Source organism: Paeniglutamicibacter sp. ORCA_105, assembly GCF_045798545.1.
Taxonomy (GTDB): domain Bacteria; phylum Actinomycetota; class Actinomycetes; order Actinomycetales; family Micrococcaceae; genus Paeniglutamicibacter; species Paeniglutamicibacter sulfureus.
Genome location: NZ_JBIXLM010000062.1, coordinates 1 through 15,566 on the forward strand (window position 1 = coordinate 1; position 15,566 = coordinate 15,566).

Sequence of the window (15,566 nt, forward strand, 5' to 3'; positions counted from 1 at the left end):
GAATACGAGGTCAGCTACGAGTTCTACAAGCCGATCAAGGAATACATTGCCGGCTTTGGCGTCACCACCGCGGTACTGAAGAAATGAGCGAAACCATCATGAGCACCGAACGCACGCAACTCCTGGATTCCCTGGCCGCGGACCTGTTGACCGCCACCGAGACCCTCGAACCGATCGCCCCGCTGCGCGACCGCGTGGAAGGCATGGACGTCAACGACGCCTACCGCATCCAGGACACGCAATTACGCGCCCACGTTGACGCCGGCCGCGTGCTGGCCGGACGCAAGGTCGGACTGACCTCGCTGGCCATGCAGAAGCAGCTTGGCGTGGATTCCCCCGACTTCGGGTTCTTCTTCACCGACATGGTGCACCACGAGGACGCGAAGATTGCCGCCGACTCCTTCATCTCCCCCAAGGTCGAACCCGAGTTCGGCTTCGTCCTGAAGGAAACCCTCACAGGTCCGGGTGTTACCCGCGAACAGGCAGCCGCAGCCATCGGCGAAATCTACGCGGCCATCGAGATCATCGACTCGCGCATTGCCAACTGGGACATCCGCCTGGTGGACACCGTGGCCGACAACGCCTCCTGCGGCGCCATCGCCGTGGGAACCAAGCCGCTGGACGTGAAGGTCGAGGACCTCGGCTCGGTTGAATGCTCGCTGCTCATTGATGGCGAAAAGCAATCCACGGGCATCGGCACGGACGTCATGGGCGATCCCGTCGCCCCGCTGGCGTGGCTGGCCAACGTGCTCGGCGAGCAGGGAGTGTCCCTCGAGGCCGGCCAGCTCGTGTTGCCCGGCTCCTTCACCGGAGCGCTGCCGGTGATCGCCAGCCAGTCCGCCACCGCCGACTTCGGCTCCCTGGGCTCACTGAGCATCAACTTCATCTAATTCCCCCTCATCTTCGTTACCTGTCACTAAGGAAGTAACCAGCCATGGCAAAGAAAACAGCCGCAATTGTCGGCTCCGGCAACATCGGCACCGACCTGATGTTCAAGATCATGCGCCGTTCCAGCAACGTCGAGGTCAAGTACATGATCGGCGTGGACCCGGCCTCCGACGGGCTGGCCCGCGCGGCCCGCCTCGGCCTGACCACCTCCGCCGAGGGCGTGGACTGGCTGCTGGCCCAGGACGAGTTGCCCGACTTCGTCTTCGAGTGCACCTCCGCCAAGGCCCACGAGGCCAACGCCCCCAAGTACAAGGCCGCCGGCATCCACGCCATCGACCTGACCCCCGCCGCCGTGGGTCCGTACCTGGCACCGGTGGTGAACCTCGACTCGCTGACCGACACCATGAACGTCAACATGATCACCTGCGCCGGCCAGGCCACCACCCCGATCGTCGCCGCCGTCTCCTCCGTGGTCCCGGTCGAGTACGCGGAGATCGTCGCCTCCATCGCCTCGAAGTCCGCCGGCCCGGGCACCCGCGCCAACGTTGACGAATTCACCGAGACCACCGCCAAGGCCCTGGAGGTCGTGGGAGGTGCCAAGCGCGGCAAGGCGATCATCATCATCAACCCGGTGGAACCGCCGATGATGATGCGCAATACGATCTACTGCATGATCCCCGCCGAGGCCGCAGCACCCGGTGCCACCCAGGATGCCATCCGCACGGCCATCGACGAGGCAGCCGCCTCCATCCGCGACTACGTCCCGGGCTACGCACTGCGCCTGGAACCACAGTTCGAAGAAGCCCGCGAAGACTGGGGCGGCTTCGGCCGCGTCGGCATCTGGGTGCAGGTCGCCGGCGCCGCCGACTACCTGCCCGAATACGCAGGCAACCTGGACATCATCACCGCAGCGGCCACCCGCACCGCGGATCTGCTCTCCGACAAAATCGACGCCGCGCGGGCCACCGCGCTGGCCAACTAGTAAGAACGGGGAAGCACACCATGACTGCACCCATGAACACCACCTTTGACATCCGCCTGACCGACACCACGCTGCGCGACGGCTCGCACGCCATGAGCCATAAGTTCACCGAGGAACATGTCCGCTCCGTGGTCCGCGCGCTGGATGATGCCCGCGTTGAGGTCATCGAGGTCACCCACGGCGACGGCCTGGGCGGCTCCTCCTTCAACTACGGCTTCTCCAAGGTCCCGGAACTGGACCTGATCAAGGCAGCCGTCGACGAGGCCAAGGCAGCAAAGATCGCCGTGCTGATGCTCCCGGGCCTGGGCACCATCCACGACCTGAACCAGGCGTACGACGCCGGGGCCTCCGTGGCCCGCATCGCCACCCACTGCACCGAGGCCGATGTCTCCATCCAGCACTTCCAGCACGCCCGCAAGCTCGGCATGGAAACCGTTGGCTTCCTGATGCTTTCCCACCGCGTCTCACCGGCAGAGCTCGCCAAGCAGGCCCGCATCATGGCCGACGCCGGATGCCAGTGCGTCTACGTCGTCGACTCCGCCGGCGCCCTGATCCTGGACGATGTCTCAGACCGCGTCTCGGCCCTGGTGGCCGAGCTCGGCGACGATGCCCAGGTCGGCTTCCACGGCCACCAGAACATGAGCTTCGGCGTCGCCAATTCGGTGTTCGCCGTGCGCGCAGGTGCCAAGCAGATCGACGGCACCCTGATGGCTCTGGGCGCCGGTGCGGGCAACTCCCCCACCGAGGTCCTCGCAGCGGCCTTCGACCGCCTGGACATCAAAACCGGCGTCGACATCCAGGGCGTCATGGCCGCGGCCGAGGACGTCGTCAAGCCGTTCATCACCCGCATGCCGGTCATGGACCGTGCCTCCATCATGCAGGGCTACGCCGGGGTCTACTCCTCCTTCCTGATCCACGCCGAGCGTGCAGCCGAACGCTACGGCGTCCCGGCCTACCGCATTCTCGAGGAAATCGGCAAGGCCGGCTACGTCGGCGGCCAGGAAGACATGATCGTAGACGTCGCGGTGCAGCTGGCAGCCGCCCGCTAAGCGCTACCTAAACGCAGGGGTCCGCCCCGCGGGATGCCACCATTGGTGGAATTCCCCGGGGCGGACCTTTTTGATGCCCGGCCGTCGCTGTGACTCGGCCCGGTCCCCGGTCGCCAGGGCTCAAGGCAAAGGGGGGGGAATGTGCGCCTTCGGATCGGGCCTTGCCCCTTGAGTCGGCGGAATGCCCCAGGGGCCATTCAATCGGGGTGGTGTTACTGCTCCGACTGGTAGACGTCGGGGATTCCGTCGTCGTCCGCGTCGATGTTCTCTTGGGCCTGCAGTTTCCGGTATTGCCGGTTCCTGCTGCCGAGCAGGACCGATGCCAGGAGTGCCGCCAGGATGGAGGCGCCCAGGATGGCGACCTTCGCGTGGTCGTTGGCGGGGCTGCCGAGCCCGAAGCTGAGTTCGCCGACGAGCAATGAGACGGTGAAGCCGATGCCTGCCAGGAGGCTGACGCCCGCAAGGTCCACCCATTTGAGCGCCGGGTCCAGCGTCGCCTTGGTGAATCTGGCTGTCAGCCAGGTTGCCGCCAGGATCCCGATCGGTTTTCCGGCCACGAGTGCCACGATGATGCCGATGGCGACGGGGTCGGTTAGTGCCGAGGCCAGGCCCTGGAATCCGCCCACGGCGACGCCGGCGGAGAAGAAGGCGAAGACCGGCACGGCGAAACCGGCCGAGAGCGGGCGGAAACGGTGCTCGAAGACCTCGGCCAGTCCCGGTCCATCGGCGTGCTTGCCGTGCTTGGTACTGTGCAGGACCGGGATCGTGAAGGCCAGGGCAACGCCGGCGACCGTGGCGTGGATGCCGGAGGCATGGAGCAGCGCCCAGGCGGCAAAGCCGATCGGCAGCAGGATGAACCAGGCCGCCGAGGGATTCAGCCCGAAGAAACGCCGGTACCTCTGGGCAAGAAAACCGTAGAGCGCCAACGGGACGAGGGTGAGCAGCAGGGCCGTGGTATTGATTTCGCTGGTGTAGAAGATCGCGATGATGGTGATCGCCATGAGGTCGTCGACCACGGCCAGGGTCAGCAGGAAGATGCGCAACGGGGTGGGCAGGTGTGAACCGATGACCGCCAAGACCGCAACGGCGAAGGCGATGTCGGTGGCCGTGGGAATGGCCCAGCCGGAGATGGTCTCGGGGTTTCCCCAGTTGATGGCCGCGTAGATCAGTGCGGGGACGACGACGCCGCCCACCGCCGCGGCGACCGGGACGATGGCCTTGCTGATCTGGCGCAGGTCCCCCGCAACGATTTCCCGTTTGAGTTCAAGGCCGACCAGGAAGAAGAAGACCGCCAGCAGGCCGTCCGCGGCCCAGGCGCCCAGGCTCAGTTCCAGGTGCCAGGGCTCGTAGCCGATCTTCAGGTCGCGCAGGGCGAAGTAGCTCTCGGAGGCCGGGGAGTTGGCCCAGATGAGGGCAACGACCGCGGCCATGACCAGCAGGGCTCCGCCGACGGTCTCCTTGCGGAGGATTGCACCGATGCGCAAGGCTTCGGGGTAGCTTCCGTACCCGATCAGGGGGCGTTTGGACGGTGGCTTCACGCTCATATTAATGAGTCCTTAAAGTGGGTTCGACAATTGACATTGCCGACCAGACTTCCCGGCGCACCTGACTTCAACCCTACGGCATAAGGGCAGTGCCCGGGCCCCAGCTTGCCCGCCATGCGCTCGCGCATCATGAGGTTGGCCGCGTTCAGGCCCTCGATTTCGACGGTTTTGCCGTACTTCTCGTATTTGGCGGTGACGGCATCCAGGGAGGCGATGGTGGAGGCGTCTCACAGGTGGGAGTTGTACATGTCGATGACAACGCGGTCGGGGTCATCTGCGTAATCGAACTGGGTGTAAAGGTCGTTCGAGGAGGCGAAGAATAGCTCCCCGTTGACTTCGTACGTGGCGATCTTGACGCCGAAGCGCTCCTCGATGCGTCGTTCCACGGTGACCCGGTGGGCGACTCGGTTGGCGAAGAGGACCATGGCGGTGAGTACCCAGACGCCGACGCCGATGGCCAGGTTGTGGGTCCAGACGGTGACGTTGACGGTGGCGAGCATGACGGTGTTTTCGCTCTCGGGCATCATGCGCAGCGTGGAGGGTTTGATGCTGTGCCAGTCAAAGGTGGCCACGGAAACGAAGATCATCACGGCCACCGACTCGGCCGGGGATGACCGGATCACCGTCGACCGGGCGAATAAGGAGGTCACGATCGTCGTGCGCTGACCCGGTAGCACCCAGACAAGGCGGGGACCCGACACACATTCTTGGGGGATGTGTGTTGGGTCCCCGCCTTCGCGTCGGGCTTTATGCGGCGCTTGCCGCCTTGGCTCCCGTTGGGAGTGCCGCGGGCTCCGGTCGGTCGCCTTCCAGATCCAGCTTGTGCGATTCCTTGGTGATGAAGATGGCGAGCGCGCTGATCACGCAGATCGAGGCGACCATGACCGAGACCCACACCGGGTTGCCGTTGCCCACGGTCAGCAGCGTCGCGGCCAGCAGCGGGGCCAGCCCGGCACCCAGCGTCGAGGCCAGCTGGTATCCCAGGGAGGCGCCGGTGTAGCGGGAGGTCGTGCCGAACATCTCGGAGATGAAGGCCGCCAGCGGCCCGTACATCGAGGCCTGGATCAGCGGGTTGCCGATCAGGAATGCGGCCAGGACCCATCCCATGTCCCCGGTGGCCAGCATCTGGAAGAGCGGGTAGGCCATCAGCGCGGCGGCCAGTGCACCGCTGATCATGACGGGGCGGCGGCCCACGCGGTCCGAGAGTGCGGCGAAGAACGGGATGGTGAAGATGTGCAGGAACGAGCCGATGCCGTGCACCAAGAGGACGGAGGTGCGGTCGGCGCCGCCGCCCACCGCCAGGGTGATGGCGAAGGTGGCCAGCAGGCCCTGGATGACGAAGGCCCCAGCCCCGCCGAAGGCGGCCAACAGGACGTTCTTGGGGTAGTGGCGCAGCACCTCGAAGAGCGGCACCGAAGGCTTCTTGGCCCCGGTTGCCGACTTCCGCTCCGCGGCCGCGGCTGCCTGTGCCGCGGCAAAGACCGGGGATTCCTGGATGCGCAACCGGATGAACATTCCCAACCCGACCAGGACGGCGCTGAGCAGGAACGGAATGCGCCAGCCCCACGCCAGAAAGCTTTCCTCCGGCATGGTGGAGCAGGCCGTCATGATGAGCGTGGCCAACAGCGCGCCGGAGGGACCGCCCATGTTGGTGACGCTGGCGGAGAATCCGCGGCGGCGCTTGGTGGAGTGCTCCAGGCTCATCAGCGCGGCGCCGCCCCATTCGCCGCCCACGGCAATGCCCTGGATCACGCGCAGGAAGACCAGGATGATCGGCGCGGCGACGCCGATCTGGTTGTAGGTGGGAATCAGGCCAATGAGGGTTGAGGCCACTCCCATGAGCGTCATGGTGATCACCAGCATGGACTTGCGGCCCACCCGGTCCCCGAAGTGGCCGAAGATGACTCCGCCCAGCGGTCGGGCGATGTAGCCCGCGGCCAGGGTTCCGAAGGATGCGATGGTGCCCACCATCGGGTCAAGGTTGGCAAAGAAAACCTGGCCGAAGACCAGCGATGCTGCAATGCCATAGAGCAGGAAGTCGTAGAATTCGACGACGCTGCCGAGGTAGCTGGAAAACAGGACGCGGCGCATTTGCCGTGGATCATGTGACGCGGGTTGGGAGACCGCTGAATGCTTGGTCATGATTGCTGCTTCTCTCAGGAGGAGGGGGGTGAGATCGCCTAACGGCTTAGGGGCTGGAGTGCGGGTGATTCCGTCACCGGGGGAACATCCGGGGACGGACGTTGGAACGGGATGATGTCCAGGTCGTTGGGAACGAACAGCTCCCCGGCAAAGGTTTCCTTTGCCCGCAGCCAGACGTCCGGATCCGCGGTTCCCGGCACCAGGTGGTGCAGTGCCAGGCGCGCGGCTCCGGCACGTGTGGCCAGTTCGCCGGCTTGCCGGGCCGAGGTGTGGGACTTGCGATGGTGTTCCATTCCGGCCTCGGCCGCCTGCGGCGACTCGTGGGCGTAGCCCCGGCGCACCCAGTCGAAGTCGATGGCCTCGTGCATGAGCAGGTCCGTATCCCGGGCCAGGCGGACCAGGTTCTGGGTCGGCGCGGTGTCACCGGAAATCGTGACCGAGCCCTCGGCCGTGTCAAAGCGGAACGCGAAGGCCGGTGCCACCGGGGGATGTTCCACCAGGATGGCAGTCACCTTCACGTTTTCGTCTTCATGGACGAGGAAGGGGTCCATGGCCGGGGTCGGATTGGAGTTCGGGTGGTAGCCGACGTCCGTGGGCAGCTCGATGTCCCGGACCGTGTACTTCTCGTGCGGTGCAGGTCGCAAGGTGTCGAATATCCGGTCGTTCAAATCGGTGGCGTAAGCGTTGACCAGGTGCTTGAACATGCCCTCCACGCCGGGCGTCGGGTCGCTCCCGCCAACCGCTTCGGGGTCCGGGCCCGAAACGTGGGTGGAGACCGGTGGGAGCATGCCCCGGTTGCCCGGGCCGAAGATCTTGACCGGCTGCGCACCCTGCGCAGCCAGGGCCAACGTCCCGAATACCGTCATCGACGCAAGGTCGACGGTGTGGTCGGAGTGCATGTGGGTGATGAAAATGCCCTTGAGCGAATTGAGCTCGATGCCGGCAAGCATGAGCTGGCGGCCCACTCCGTGGCCGCAGTCAACCAGGTAGGCGGATCCGTTGACCACGACGGCGGTGGCGATGCCCTGGCGTTCGCCGGCACCTTCACCCGTCCACCAACGGGGGCCACCCGCCGTGCCAAGAGCCACCACGTAGGGGCCGGAATGCTTGCTCATGTCTTGTCGTCCTTTGGAAAGAATCATTCGTGAGGCTGCTCACTTGCTTCCCCCAACTGTGCGCCAGACCATATCCTTTGTAAAACACACGTTGCGTGCAAACTACCTAAGGAAAACTTGTGATTGAACTGACCCTCAAGCAATTGCGGTATCTGGTCGTCGTAGCCGAAACCGGATCGCTCGCGGCAGCGGCGGAACAGCTGTTCGTTTCGCAGACCGCAGTATCCCTGGCACTGACCCAACTCGAGGCGGCAATTGGCGCCCCGTTGGCGATCCGGCGCAAATCCAAGGGCTCGGTGCTCACACCCGCCGGGGAGACCGTGGCGGCCCGCGCGCGCAGGATCTTGCGCGAGACCTCCGAGCTCGGAGGTGTTGTGGGCGAGCTCCAGGGTGAGCTGAGCGGCACCCTGCGGGTGGGCTGCTACCGGGCCTACTCATCACGCATCATCCCGGAGATGATCCAGTATTTTGCACAGAACCATCCAAACGTGGACCTGGCCTTCGACGAGGGTTCCTCGACGGAACTGCAGGCAAAGATGGTGGACGGCACCCTGGACGCCTGCTTCATTCTCCGCGGTCACGTTCTGTCACACAGTTCGTTCGAACCGATCGCCACCGTCGTTCCCAAGGTTCTGCTCTCCGCCAATCATCCATTGGCATCCAAACGGAAGGTGTCCTTCAAGGATCTCGCCGGGTTGCCCGCCGTGCTCTCCGACGTCAAGCCCGCCGGAACGCTGGTCGAGGCGATGATCCGCTCCATGGGTTTCGAGCCGGACGTGCGATGGCGTTCCTCGAGCACGGAAACCATCCGCTCCATGGTCGGTCGGGGCTTGGCCTACTCGGTCCTTCTGAGCATCTGGCCCGGACCGCTCAGCCAGGAAGGCCTTCCCTTGGTGCTCAAGGACATTTTCGAGCCCGTGCCGGAGAACGCCTTCGGCCTGGCCTACCCAGCGGGACTCGGCCCCACCCGAAAAATCGACGAACTGATGGCGTTCGGACGCGAGAAGTTCAGCATATTTTAGGCGCGCGGGTGCGAGCGCCATCCATGGGCAAATTCACGGTGGACGAAGTGGGCCAACCGCTTACTTCGACGTTTTTGTGGAGCAATTTCGTCGATTCCCCTGTCAGCGGACCGATCCCCGCGGGCACCGTGCCGCCACCCGGCACGCATCCTGTCTCCTGCCACCGAACGTCGGCAATCATGGATGCATGGCTTCCCCATCTTCCTTGTCAGTCATCGATTTCACCGGTGCCGGCGTCGTGGTCACCGGCGCGACCTCCGGACTCGGTGCCGCGACTGCACGTCTCTTTGCCTCCCACGGAGCGCAGGTTGTGGTGTGCGGCCGCAACGAAGCCAAGGGCACTGCACTGGCCGAAGAAATCGGCGGAGTGTTTGCGCACGTCGACGTGCGCGACGAAGACTCGATGCGGACAGCCTTGGATCTTGGTGCCCGGGCACCCCGCGGACTTCGGGTCGCCGTGTCCGCAGCGGGCTCGGCCATCATCGAGAAGACCCTGGGCCGCAGCGGCGCGCACTCGCGTGCGTCCTTCACCGACCAGCTCGAGACCAACCTGGTCGGATCCTTCACCCTGCTGACCATGGCGGCAGAAGCCATGTCCGGCAACGCACCCGAAGCCGACGGATCCCGCGGGGTCATTGCGTTGACCAGCTCGGTTGCCGCCTACGAGGGACAAATGGGCCAGCTGGCCTACGCCGCCTCCAAGGGCGGGGTCAACGCCATGGTCCTTCCCGCCGCCCGCGATTTGGCGCGTCACGGAATCCGTGTCCTCGGCGTGGCCCCGGGCGTCTTCGACACCCCGTTCATGGATGTCCTCAGCGACGAGGCCAAGTCGGGCATCGGTGACGCCGTGTCCTTCCCGCAACGGCTCGGGCACGCCGGCGAGTTCGCCCAAATGATGCATTCGCTGATATCCAACCCCATGCTCAACGGCGAGGTCGTCCGCCTCGACGGTGCACTGCGCCTGGGCATGCGCTAAGTCCCCCACCAGCCCAAACACCCCCCTATCATTCCCGGAGATCCAACCGCCATGCTTGCAGCCGTCGCCCACGCCCAGAACCCGAACGACCCGCTTTCCTGCCTCGAACTGCGCGAGGTCCCCACACCGGTTCCCCCGGCAGGCTGGACCCGAGTGAAGGTCAAGGCCTCGTCACTGAACATGCATGATGTGTGGACCTTGCGCGGGGTGGGGCACGATCCCAAGAACATCCCCATCATCCTTGGTTGCGACGTCGCCGGTGTCACCGACGACGGGCGCGAGGTCGTCATCTACCCGGTGATTGCCGACCCGGATGCCGGGAACGGGGACGAGACCCTGGACCCGAACCGGGCACTGCTCTCCGAAAGCCACGACGGCGGCTTCGCCGAGTACATCGTGGTGCCCGATCGCTGCGTGATCCCCATGCCCGAACAGCTCTCCTTCGAGGAGGCCGCCTGCCTGCCCGTTGCCTGGTCGACCGCCTACCGGATGCTCTTCACCCAGGGCCAGCTCAAGGCCGGGGACCGGGTGTTGGTCCAGGGAGCCGGCGGCGGCGTCGCCTCCGCTGCCATCGCGCTGGCCGCGGCCGCGGGTGCCACGGTGTATGCCACCAGCCGCACCGCCGAGAAGCGCGCGCTGGCCTTGGAGCTCGGCGCTCACGCGGCTTTCGAGTCGGGGGCCCGGCTGCCCGAGCGCGTGGACCTGGTCATCGAGACGGTCGGGGAGGCCACCTGGGGACATTCGCTGCGCTGCCTGCGCCCGGGCGGGGCCATCGTGATCGCAGGAACGACTTCCGGCACCAGCCCGGAGGCGGACTTGGGTCGCATCTTCTACCAGCAACTGCGCGTGCTCGGTTCCACCGGATCCACCCGCCACGAAATGGTCGCGATGCTCCGCATGCTGGCCACCACGGGCCTGCGTCCGCGCATCGACAGGGTGTTGCCCCTGGAGCGCATCCACGAAGGCTTCGCGGCCATGATGGCCGGGGAAACCAACGGCAAGATCGTCATCACCGTCGCTTGAGTCCCGGGCACTGTGCCATGATCAAGAACGTGAACGAGCCAACAACCGTGCCCTCCCCCTCCGCGTCCCGAACCGCCGGATCCCAGACCCTGGCCCGAGGGCTCGAGGTGTTGCGCCTGGTGGCGGGCACCCCGGCGGGGCTGGGCATCAACGAGGTCGCCGAGCACGCCGGCATCCACCGCACCGGTGCCTACCGACTGCTCAACACGCTCTGCGACGCCCAGCTGCTCCACCGCGGTGCGGACGGGCGCTACCGCGGTGCCGCAGGACTGCTTTCCCTCTCGGCCTCGGCCTACCACTCGCTGATGGCGGCCGCCGAGCCGGTGCTACGCCGCTATGCCGATGAGCTCGGAGCCACCCTGGCCCTGATCGTGCGCGAAGGTGACGAGGCCATCGCGCTGCGGGTCACCGCCCCGACCTCCGGCACCTACCATGTGTCCTTCGCCGAGGCCTCGCGGCATCCGCTGGACCTCGGCGCCGCGGGGCACGCGATACTGGCCAGTGAGCCGGCGAGCCCCGGAGAGGATCCACGCGTCACCGCCGCCCGTTCCAAGGGATATGCACAGACCTTCGGCGAGGTGGAGCCGGGCATGCACGGCCTGGCCGTGCCGCTTGACCGCAGCATCAGCGGCGTCCCTGCCTGCCTGAACCTGATCACCGTGCGCGAGGAGCAAGCCACCACCGCCATCGCGGTGCTGCAGCGGGCCGCCCGTGCGCTCGAGGGCTCATTGGCCTAGGTCCGTTCCCCCGCGCGCTTGGCGCCGCGCCGATCGAGCCAAAACCGTGCCAACAGATGGCACGCTGTGTTTGACGTGCATCACAACGACTGGTGAACTAGTTCTCACTAGTTGTGCAGATACCGAATGAGTTGTGCACTATTTACACACGGAAAGTTTGATGTGGCCATGAACAGCATCCCCGCCAGCGAAGTCCTGATCATCGGAGCCGGCCCCGCCGGCCTCATGCTCGCCAACATCCTGGGGATGTACGGCCGCAGCGTCACGGTGCTCGAAGCCCGCGACGAACTCATCGACTACCCGCGCGGCGTGGGCCTGGACGACGAGTCGCTGCGCACCATCCAGACCGTGGGCCTGGTGGACACGGTGCTCCCGCACACCGCCCCGCAGCACATCATGCGACTGGTCAACGGCTCCGGCAAGACCATCATGATCAACAACCCGCAGACCCGGGAATTCGGCTGGGACCGCAAGCACGCCTTTATCCAGCCGGAGGTCGACAAGGCACTGCATGCCGGGCTATCGCGTCACGCCAACGTCAGCGTGCACTTCGGCCACCTGGTCGAGGACGTCATCGAGGACGCCGCCGGCGTCACCGCCATTGCCCGCGTCACCGGCGCCGACGGCACCGAAACAGAACGCCGCTTTTCCGCGCAGTATCTGGTGGGCTGCGAGGGCGGCAAGTCCCCGACCCGCAAGCGCATGGGCGTGAGCTTCGAGGGCGACTCCCCTTCCACCCGCTGGCTGGTTGTCGATGTCGACAACGACCCGTTGGGCACCCCGAACGTGTTCCTGGGCGCCGACCCCAAGCGCCCCTACGTCTCGATCGGCCTGCCCCATGCGGTCCGCCGCTGGGAGTTCATGCTCCACGACCACGAGGACGAATCGGTGGTCACCTCCAAGGAGTGGGTCGCCGAGATGCTCAAGGACCACGTACCTGACCCGCACAACCTTTCCTACATCCGCCGCCGCGTCTTCACCCACCACGGCCGCGTGGCGGGTTCCTTCCGCAAGGGCCGCCAGCTGATTGCCGGGGACGCGGCGCACCTGATGCCGGTATGGATGGGCCAGGGCTGGAACTCGGGAATGCGCGATGCCACCAACCTGGGCTGGAAGCTCACCAGCGTGCTGACCGGAACCGCCGGCCAGGACATCCTGGACACCTACACCTCCGAGCGCAAGGACCACGCCAAGGCCATGGTTGATTTGTCCATGACCCTGGGCTCGGTCATCAAGCTCACCAACCCGTTGGCCGTCGCCGCCCGCGACGCAGCCTCCTCGGTGCTCAACCTCTTCCCGTCCGCCAAGAGCTACTTCTCCGACATGCGCTTCAAGCCCATGCCGCGCTACACCGCAGGCGTGCTGGCCGATCCCACCACCCAGGCCTCGGGCAACGCCGCCGCGAAGCTCACCAGCAAGCTGATCCCGGTGCTTACCGCCAACAACAAGGTTTCGCCGGTCGGCGTCCAGTTCCCGCAGCCGCGCGTGAACTCGCCGCTCGGTCAGAACCTGCTGCTCGATGACGTCATCGGCAACTGGTGGACCGTGCTGGTGTGGGGCAACGACCCCAAGGACGTGCTCCCCGCCCACTCCATCAAGGCTCTCGAGGCCCTCGGTGCCAAGCTCGTGGCCCTGGTTCCCGAAACCCAGCGTGAATGGGCCCAGGAACACATGAGCGAGGACGTGTTGGTGCTGGGAGACCACACCGGCGCGTTGAAAAAGTGGTTCGACGAGCGCCCGACCCCGATGATCTTCCTTCGCCCGGACCGCTTCGTCGCCGGAGCCTGCCTGCACCAGCACGGGCCTGCCACGTTGCAGGCCATCCTTGATTCCATGGGAAGTGCAGCCGATCATGCCCCTGCCAAGCCGCCGGCCTCCGCCCTGGCGGCATAGGGGGGAGCCGGCCCGGCAAGCGACAACGAACAACGACAGGTACCGTCTCTGCTCCCGTTGACCGGGTGGGGGGGACGGTATCAGTCTGGTTTCCTACTGTGCAGCTACACCTGCGGCGTGGGGCACCGGCGGCTTTCAGGGTTCAAGGACCGGGGCCAGCTGGCGGCCGGCCCCGTGCAGGATCCTGGTCCGCTCCCCCGGGGCCTCCGAGCCCACAACCCCCGCGGGTGGACCGGGTACCCATGTCCACCCATGGCCTTCGGCCAGCGCGCGCAGATTTCTTCGGTTGATTTCCTGCAGGGCTGTGGGCTCGTCGGGGAAGCTGCCGAGCACCAACACACCGTCGGCAAAGCCGCGGGCGAGAGCTGCTTCCAGGGTCAGCGCCGTGTGGTTCAGCGTCCCGAGGTCCGGCCGGGTGACCACCACCAACCGTGCCCCGAGCGCGCCGGCAACATCGGCGATGGTGTCCCCGGCCAGGGTCAGGGACACCAGAAGTCCGCCGGCCCCCTCGACGATGACGACGTCGTTCTCCTCGGCCAGTTCATGCACGCGCCGAAGGTGGTCGGCAAGAACGGGAAGCGCTTCGGCCGCCAGGGCGCCGCCGGCGTGCCGGGCCGCGTCCACCGGTGCCATGGGGTCCGCCAACCGAACGCCTTCTTCGAGTCCCAGCGACGGCGGGTTCCCGAGCCAGTCGCCGATCGACTGGACGTCGCCTCCCTGCCCGGGCGCCACACCGGTTTGTGTCGGCTTGTAAATGGCAACCAGCTGCCCCGCATCCAGGGCGCAGGCGGCCAGGGCCGCGGTGACGACCGTCTTTCCGACATCGGTGTCGGTCCCGGTGACCACGAGAATCATGCCATCGCCTCCCTCGGACCCAGCGCAGTCCATACCGTCCGCGGTGCCTGAAAGGAGAGCAGGTGCATCCAGTTCGGTTCCTCGCCTGCCGGTCTCAGGTCCGGCAACGCCCGTGCCGCGGCGGCCAGCACCACCTCGGTTTCCATCCGTGCCAGCCCGGCGCCTAGGCAGCGGTGGATGCCGAATCCGAAGGCCAGCGAGTCGTCGTTGGCCTCCCCCAGGACACCACCGGAGAGCCTGAGCACCAGCTGCTCCCCGGCGGCAAAGCGTTGCCCGTCAAGTTCGATGTCCGCCGCGACGCGGCGGCGCCAGGTCGGCACCGAGGAGGCCTGGGCCAGCGCCTCGTCCACCAGCTCCGCCACGGCCTTCTCCGAGTCGGCGCATTGCGCCCAGCGGTCCTCGTGCAGGGCGGTGCGCAGCGCGGTGGCGATGAGCATGGCGGTGGTTTCCTGCCCGGCAATGGTCAGGAAGTAGCCCAGTGAGCGGATCCGTGCCGCGTCGACCCCTGAATGGTGCAGCGCCGCGTAGAGGTTTCCGTCATTGCGGGTCACGGCCTCGGCCACGGAGGTCTCGAGCCAGGCATGGAACCCTGCGGCGCTGGCAGCCAGCTCCAGCTGGCGCTTGGCATCGGGCCAACCCCAGAAGAGTTCCAGCGAGTCCTGGCTCCAGGCCTTGAGGTCCTCGGCCGGCGGTATCGGGACCCCGGTGAGCCGGTGCATGACCTCGGGCGGAATCACCGCCGCCAGTTGCTGTGCCAGGTCGATGCTGGCACCGCCGCGGTACTCCGCGGCAAGCCCCGCACAGATCGCCGCCACGCGTTCCTTGATGGGACCTACCTGCGCGGCGACCTTCGCGGGGCTGAAGAACCTGGCCACCACCCGGCGCACCGCCAGGTGGTCGGACCCGCTTGCACTGGCCAGCACCGGCGGCAGGAAGAACCTCGCCGCCGCCAGGATGCGCAGCGCCGCCGGCTCCAGGTCGATGGCGGTGTCCAACGCGTTGTCCGGGGTGAACACCTCGGGGCGCAGCAGGATCCGGCGCACCAGGGCGGGGTCCTCGATGCTGCGGTAGCGGCGGTTGACTTCCACGGGGTAGGCATCGGGCAGCGGTCCGGCCAGGGGCGCCAGCTCCCCGAGCGTGGCGGCTGGGGAGGCAAAGGGGCAACTCATGATTCTTCCTCCAGGATGGTCCGGGCAATGGCGTGCAGGGTCTCGAGCAGGGCATCGGGATCGTGGTCGGCGTGCGCGGTGATCCGCAGCCGCGACACCCCGTCGGGAACACTCGGCGGCCGGAAGCAGGCCACGGCGATGCCGCGGCCGCGCAGCGAGGCGGCGGCCCTC

Annotated in this window: 13 protein-coding genes and 1 pseudogene; 8 read left to right on the forward strand and 6 right to left on the reverse strand. The window is 66.5% G+C overall.

Annotated features, from left to right (window positions below; all coding sequences use genetic code 11):
- Positions 1 to 83 precede the first annotated feature (83 nt).
- Genes ACIPUB_RS19250 through dmpG form a run of 3 tightly spaced genes read left to right on the forward strand, consistent with a single transcriptional unit; the run spans position 84 to position 2,919 of the window.
- Positions 84 to 890, forward strand: coding sequence for a 2-keto-4-pentenoate hydratase (locus ACIPUB_RS19250; protein ID WP_407608853.1), 807 nt, complete (start codon positions 84 to 86; stop codon positions 888 to 890).
- A 44-nt stretch (positions 891 to 934) separates the two neighbouring features.
- Entirely contained in the window at positions 935 to 1,870 is a 936-nt protein-coding gene (locus ACIPUB_RS19255) for an acetaldehyde dehydrogenase (acetylating) (protein WP_407608854.1), read from the forward strand.
- A 32-nt stretch (positions 1,871 to 1,902) separates the two neighbouring features.
- Positions 1,903 to 2,919 (forward strand): 4-hydroxy-2-oxovalerate aldolase, encoded by a 1,017-nt coding sequence (gene dmpG, locus ACIPUB_RS19260; protein WP_407608855.1) that lies wholly within the window; start codon positions 1,903 to 1,905, stop codon positions 2,917 to 2,919.
- Positions 2,920 to 3,131: 212 nt separating this feature from the next.
- On the opposite strand, the gene nhaA is transcribed toward dmpG, so the two are convergent.
- The 4 genes and pseudogenes from nhaA to ACIPUB_RS19280 form a co-directional block, all read right to left on the reverse strand.
- Positions 3,132 to 4,463, reverse strand: coding sequence for a Na+/H+ antiporter NhaA (gene nhaA, locus ACIPUB_RS19265; protein ID WP_407608856.1), 1,332 nt, complete (start codon positions 4,461 to 4,463; stop codon positions 3,132 to 3,134).
- 89 nt (positions 4,464 to 4,552) lie between these two features.
- A pseudogene (locus ACIPUB_RS19270) lies at positions 4,553 to 5,068 on the reverse strand (sodium-independent anion transporter); the annotation flags it as partial.
- A 142-nt stretch (positions 5,069 to 5,210) separates the two neighbouring features.
- Positions 5,211 to 6,605 carry an MFS transporter gene (locus ACIPUB_RS19275; RefSeq protein ID WP_407608857.1) on the reverse strand — a complete coding sequence of 465 codons (1,395 nt, stop codon included), beginning with the start codon at positions 6,603 to 6,605 and terminating at the stop codon, positions 5,211 to 5,213.
- A gap of 38 nt (positions 6,606 to 6,643) precedes the next feature.
- A complete protein-coding gene (locus ACIPUB_RS19280) occupies positions 6,644 to 7,720 on the reverse strand; it encodes an MBL fold metallo-hydrolase (protein WP_407608858.1) in 1,077 nt (358 codons plus the stop codon).
- 119 nt (positions 7,721 to 7,839) lie between these two features.
- On the opposite strand from ACIPUB_RS19280, the gene ACIPUB_RS19285 reads away from it, so the two are divergent.
- The 5 genes from ACIPUB_RS19285 to ACIPUB_RS19305 all read left to right on the forward strand — a co-directional run bounded on the left by ACIPUB_RS19285 (position 7,840) and on the right by ACIPUB_RS19305 (position 13,371).
- Positions 7,840 to 8,742, forward strand: a complete 903-nt coding sequence (locus ACIPUB_RS19285) for a LysR family transcriptional regulator (RefSeq protein WP_407608859.1) — start codon at positions 7,840 to 7,842, stop codon at positions 8,740 to 8,742.
- A 187-nt stretch (positions 8,743 to 8,929) separates the two neighbouring features.
- The gene (locus ACIPUB_RS19290) at positions 8,930 to 9,718 is read left to right on the forward strand and encodes an SDR family NAD(P)-dependent oxidoreductase (protein ID WP_407608860.1); all 789 of its coding nucleotides are present in this window, start codon (positions 8,930 to 8,932) and stop codon (positions 9,716 to 9,718) included.
- Between the two features lie 51 nt (positions 9,719 to 9,769).
- On the forward strand, positions 9,770 to 10,741 hold the full coding sequence (locus tag ACIPUB_RS19295; RefSeq protein WP_407608861.1) for a zinc-binding dehydrogenase: 972 nt from the start codon (positions 9,770 to 9,772) through the stop codon (positions 10,739 to 10,741).
- A gap of 29 nt (positions 10,742 to 10,770) precedes the next feature.
- Positions 10,771 to 11,478, forward strand: a complete 708-nt coding sequence (locus ACIPUB_RS19300) for an IclR family transcriptional regulator (protein WP_407608862.1) — start codon at positions 10,771 to 10,773, stop codon at positions 11,476 to 11,478.
- 168 nt (positions 11,479 to 11,646) lie between these two features.
- Positions 11,647 to 13,371 carry a bifunctional 3-(3-hydroxy-phenyl)propionate/3-hydroxycinnamic acid hydroxylase gene (locus tag ACIPUB_RS19305; RefSeq protein WP_407608863.1) on the forward strand — a complete coding sequence of 575 codons (1,725 nt, stop codon included), beginning with the start codon at positions 11,647 to 11,649 and terminating at the stop codon, positions 13,369 to 13,371.
- Between the two features lie 135 nt (positions 13,372 to 13,506).
- Here the strand turns inward: ACIPUB_RS19305 and bioD are convergent, their stop codons facing one another.
- Positions 13,507 to 14,226 (reverse strand): dethiobiotin synthase, encoded by a 720-nt coding sequence (bioD, locus tag ACIPUB_RS19310; protein WP_407608864.1) that lies wholly within the window; start codon positions 14,224 to 14,226, stop codon positions 13,507 to 13,509.
- On the reverse strand, positions 14,223 to 15,395 hold the full coding sequence (locus ACIPUB_RS19315) for a cytochrome P450 (protein WP_407608865.1): 1,173 nt from the start codon (positions 15,393 to 15,395) through the stop codon (positions 14,223 to 14,225). Before ACIPUB_RS19315 ends, bioD begins: the two co-directional genes overlap by 4 nt.
- Positions 15,396 to 15,566 lie beyond the last annotated feature (171 nt).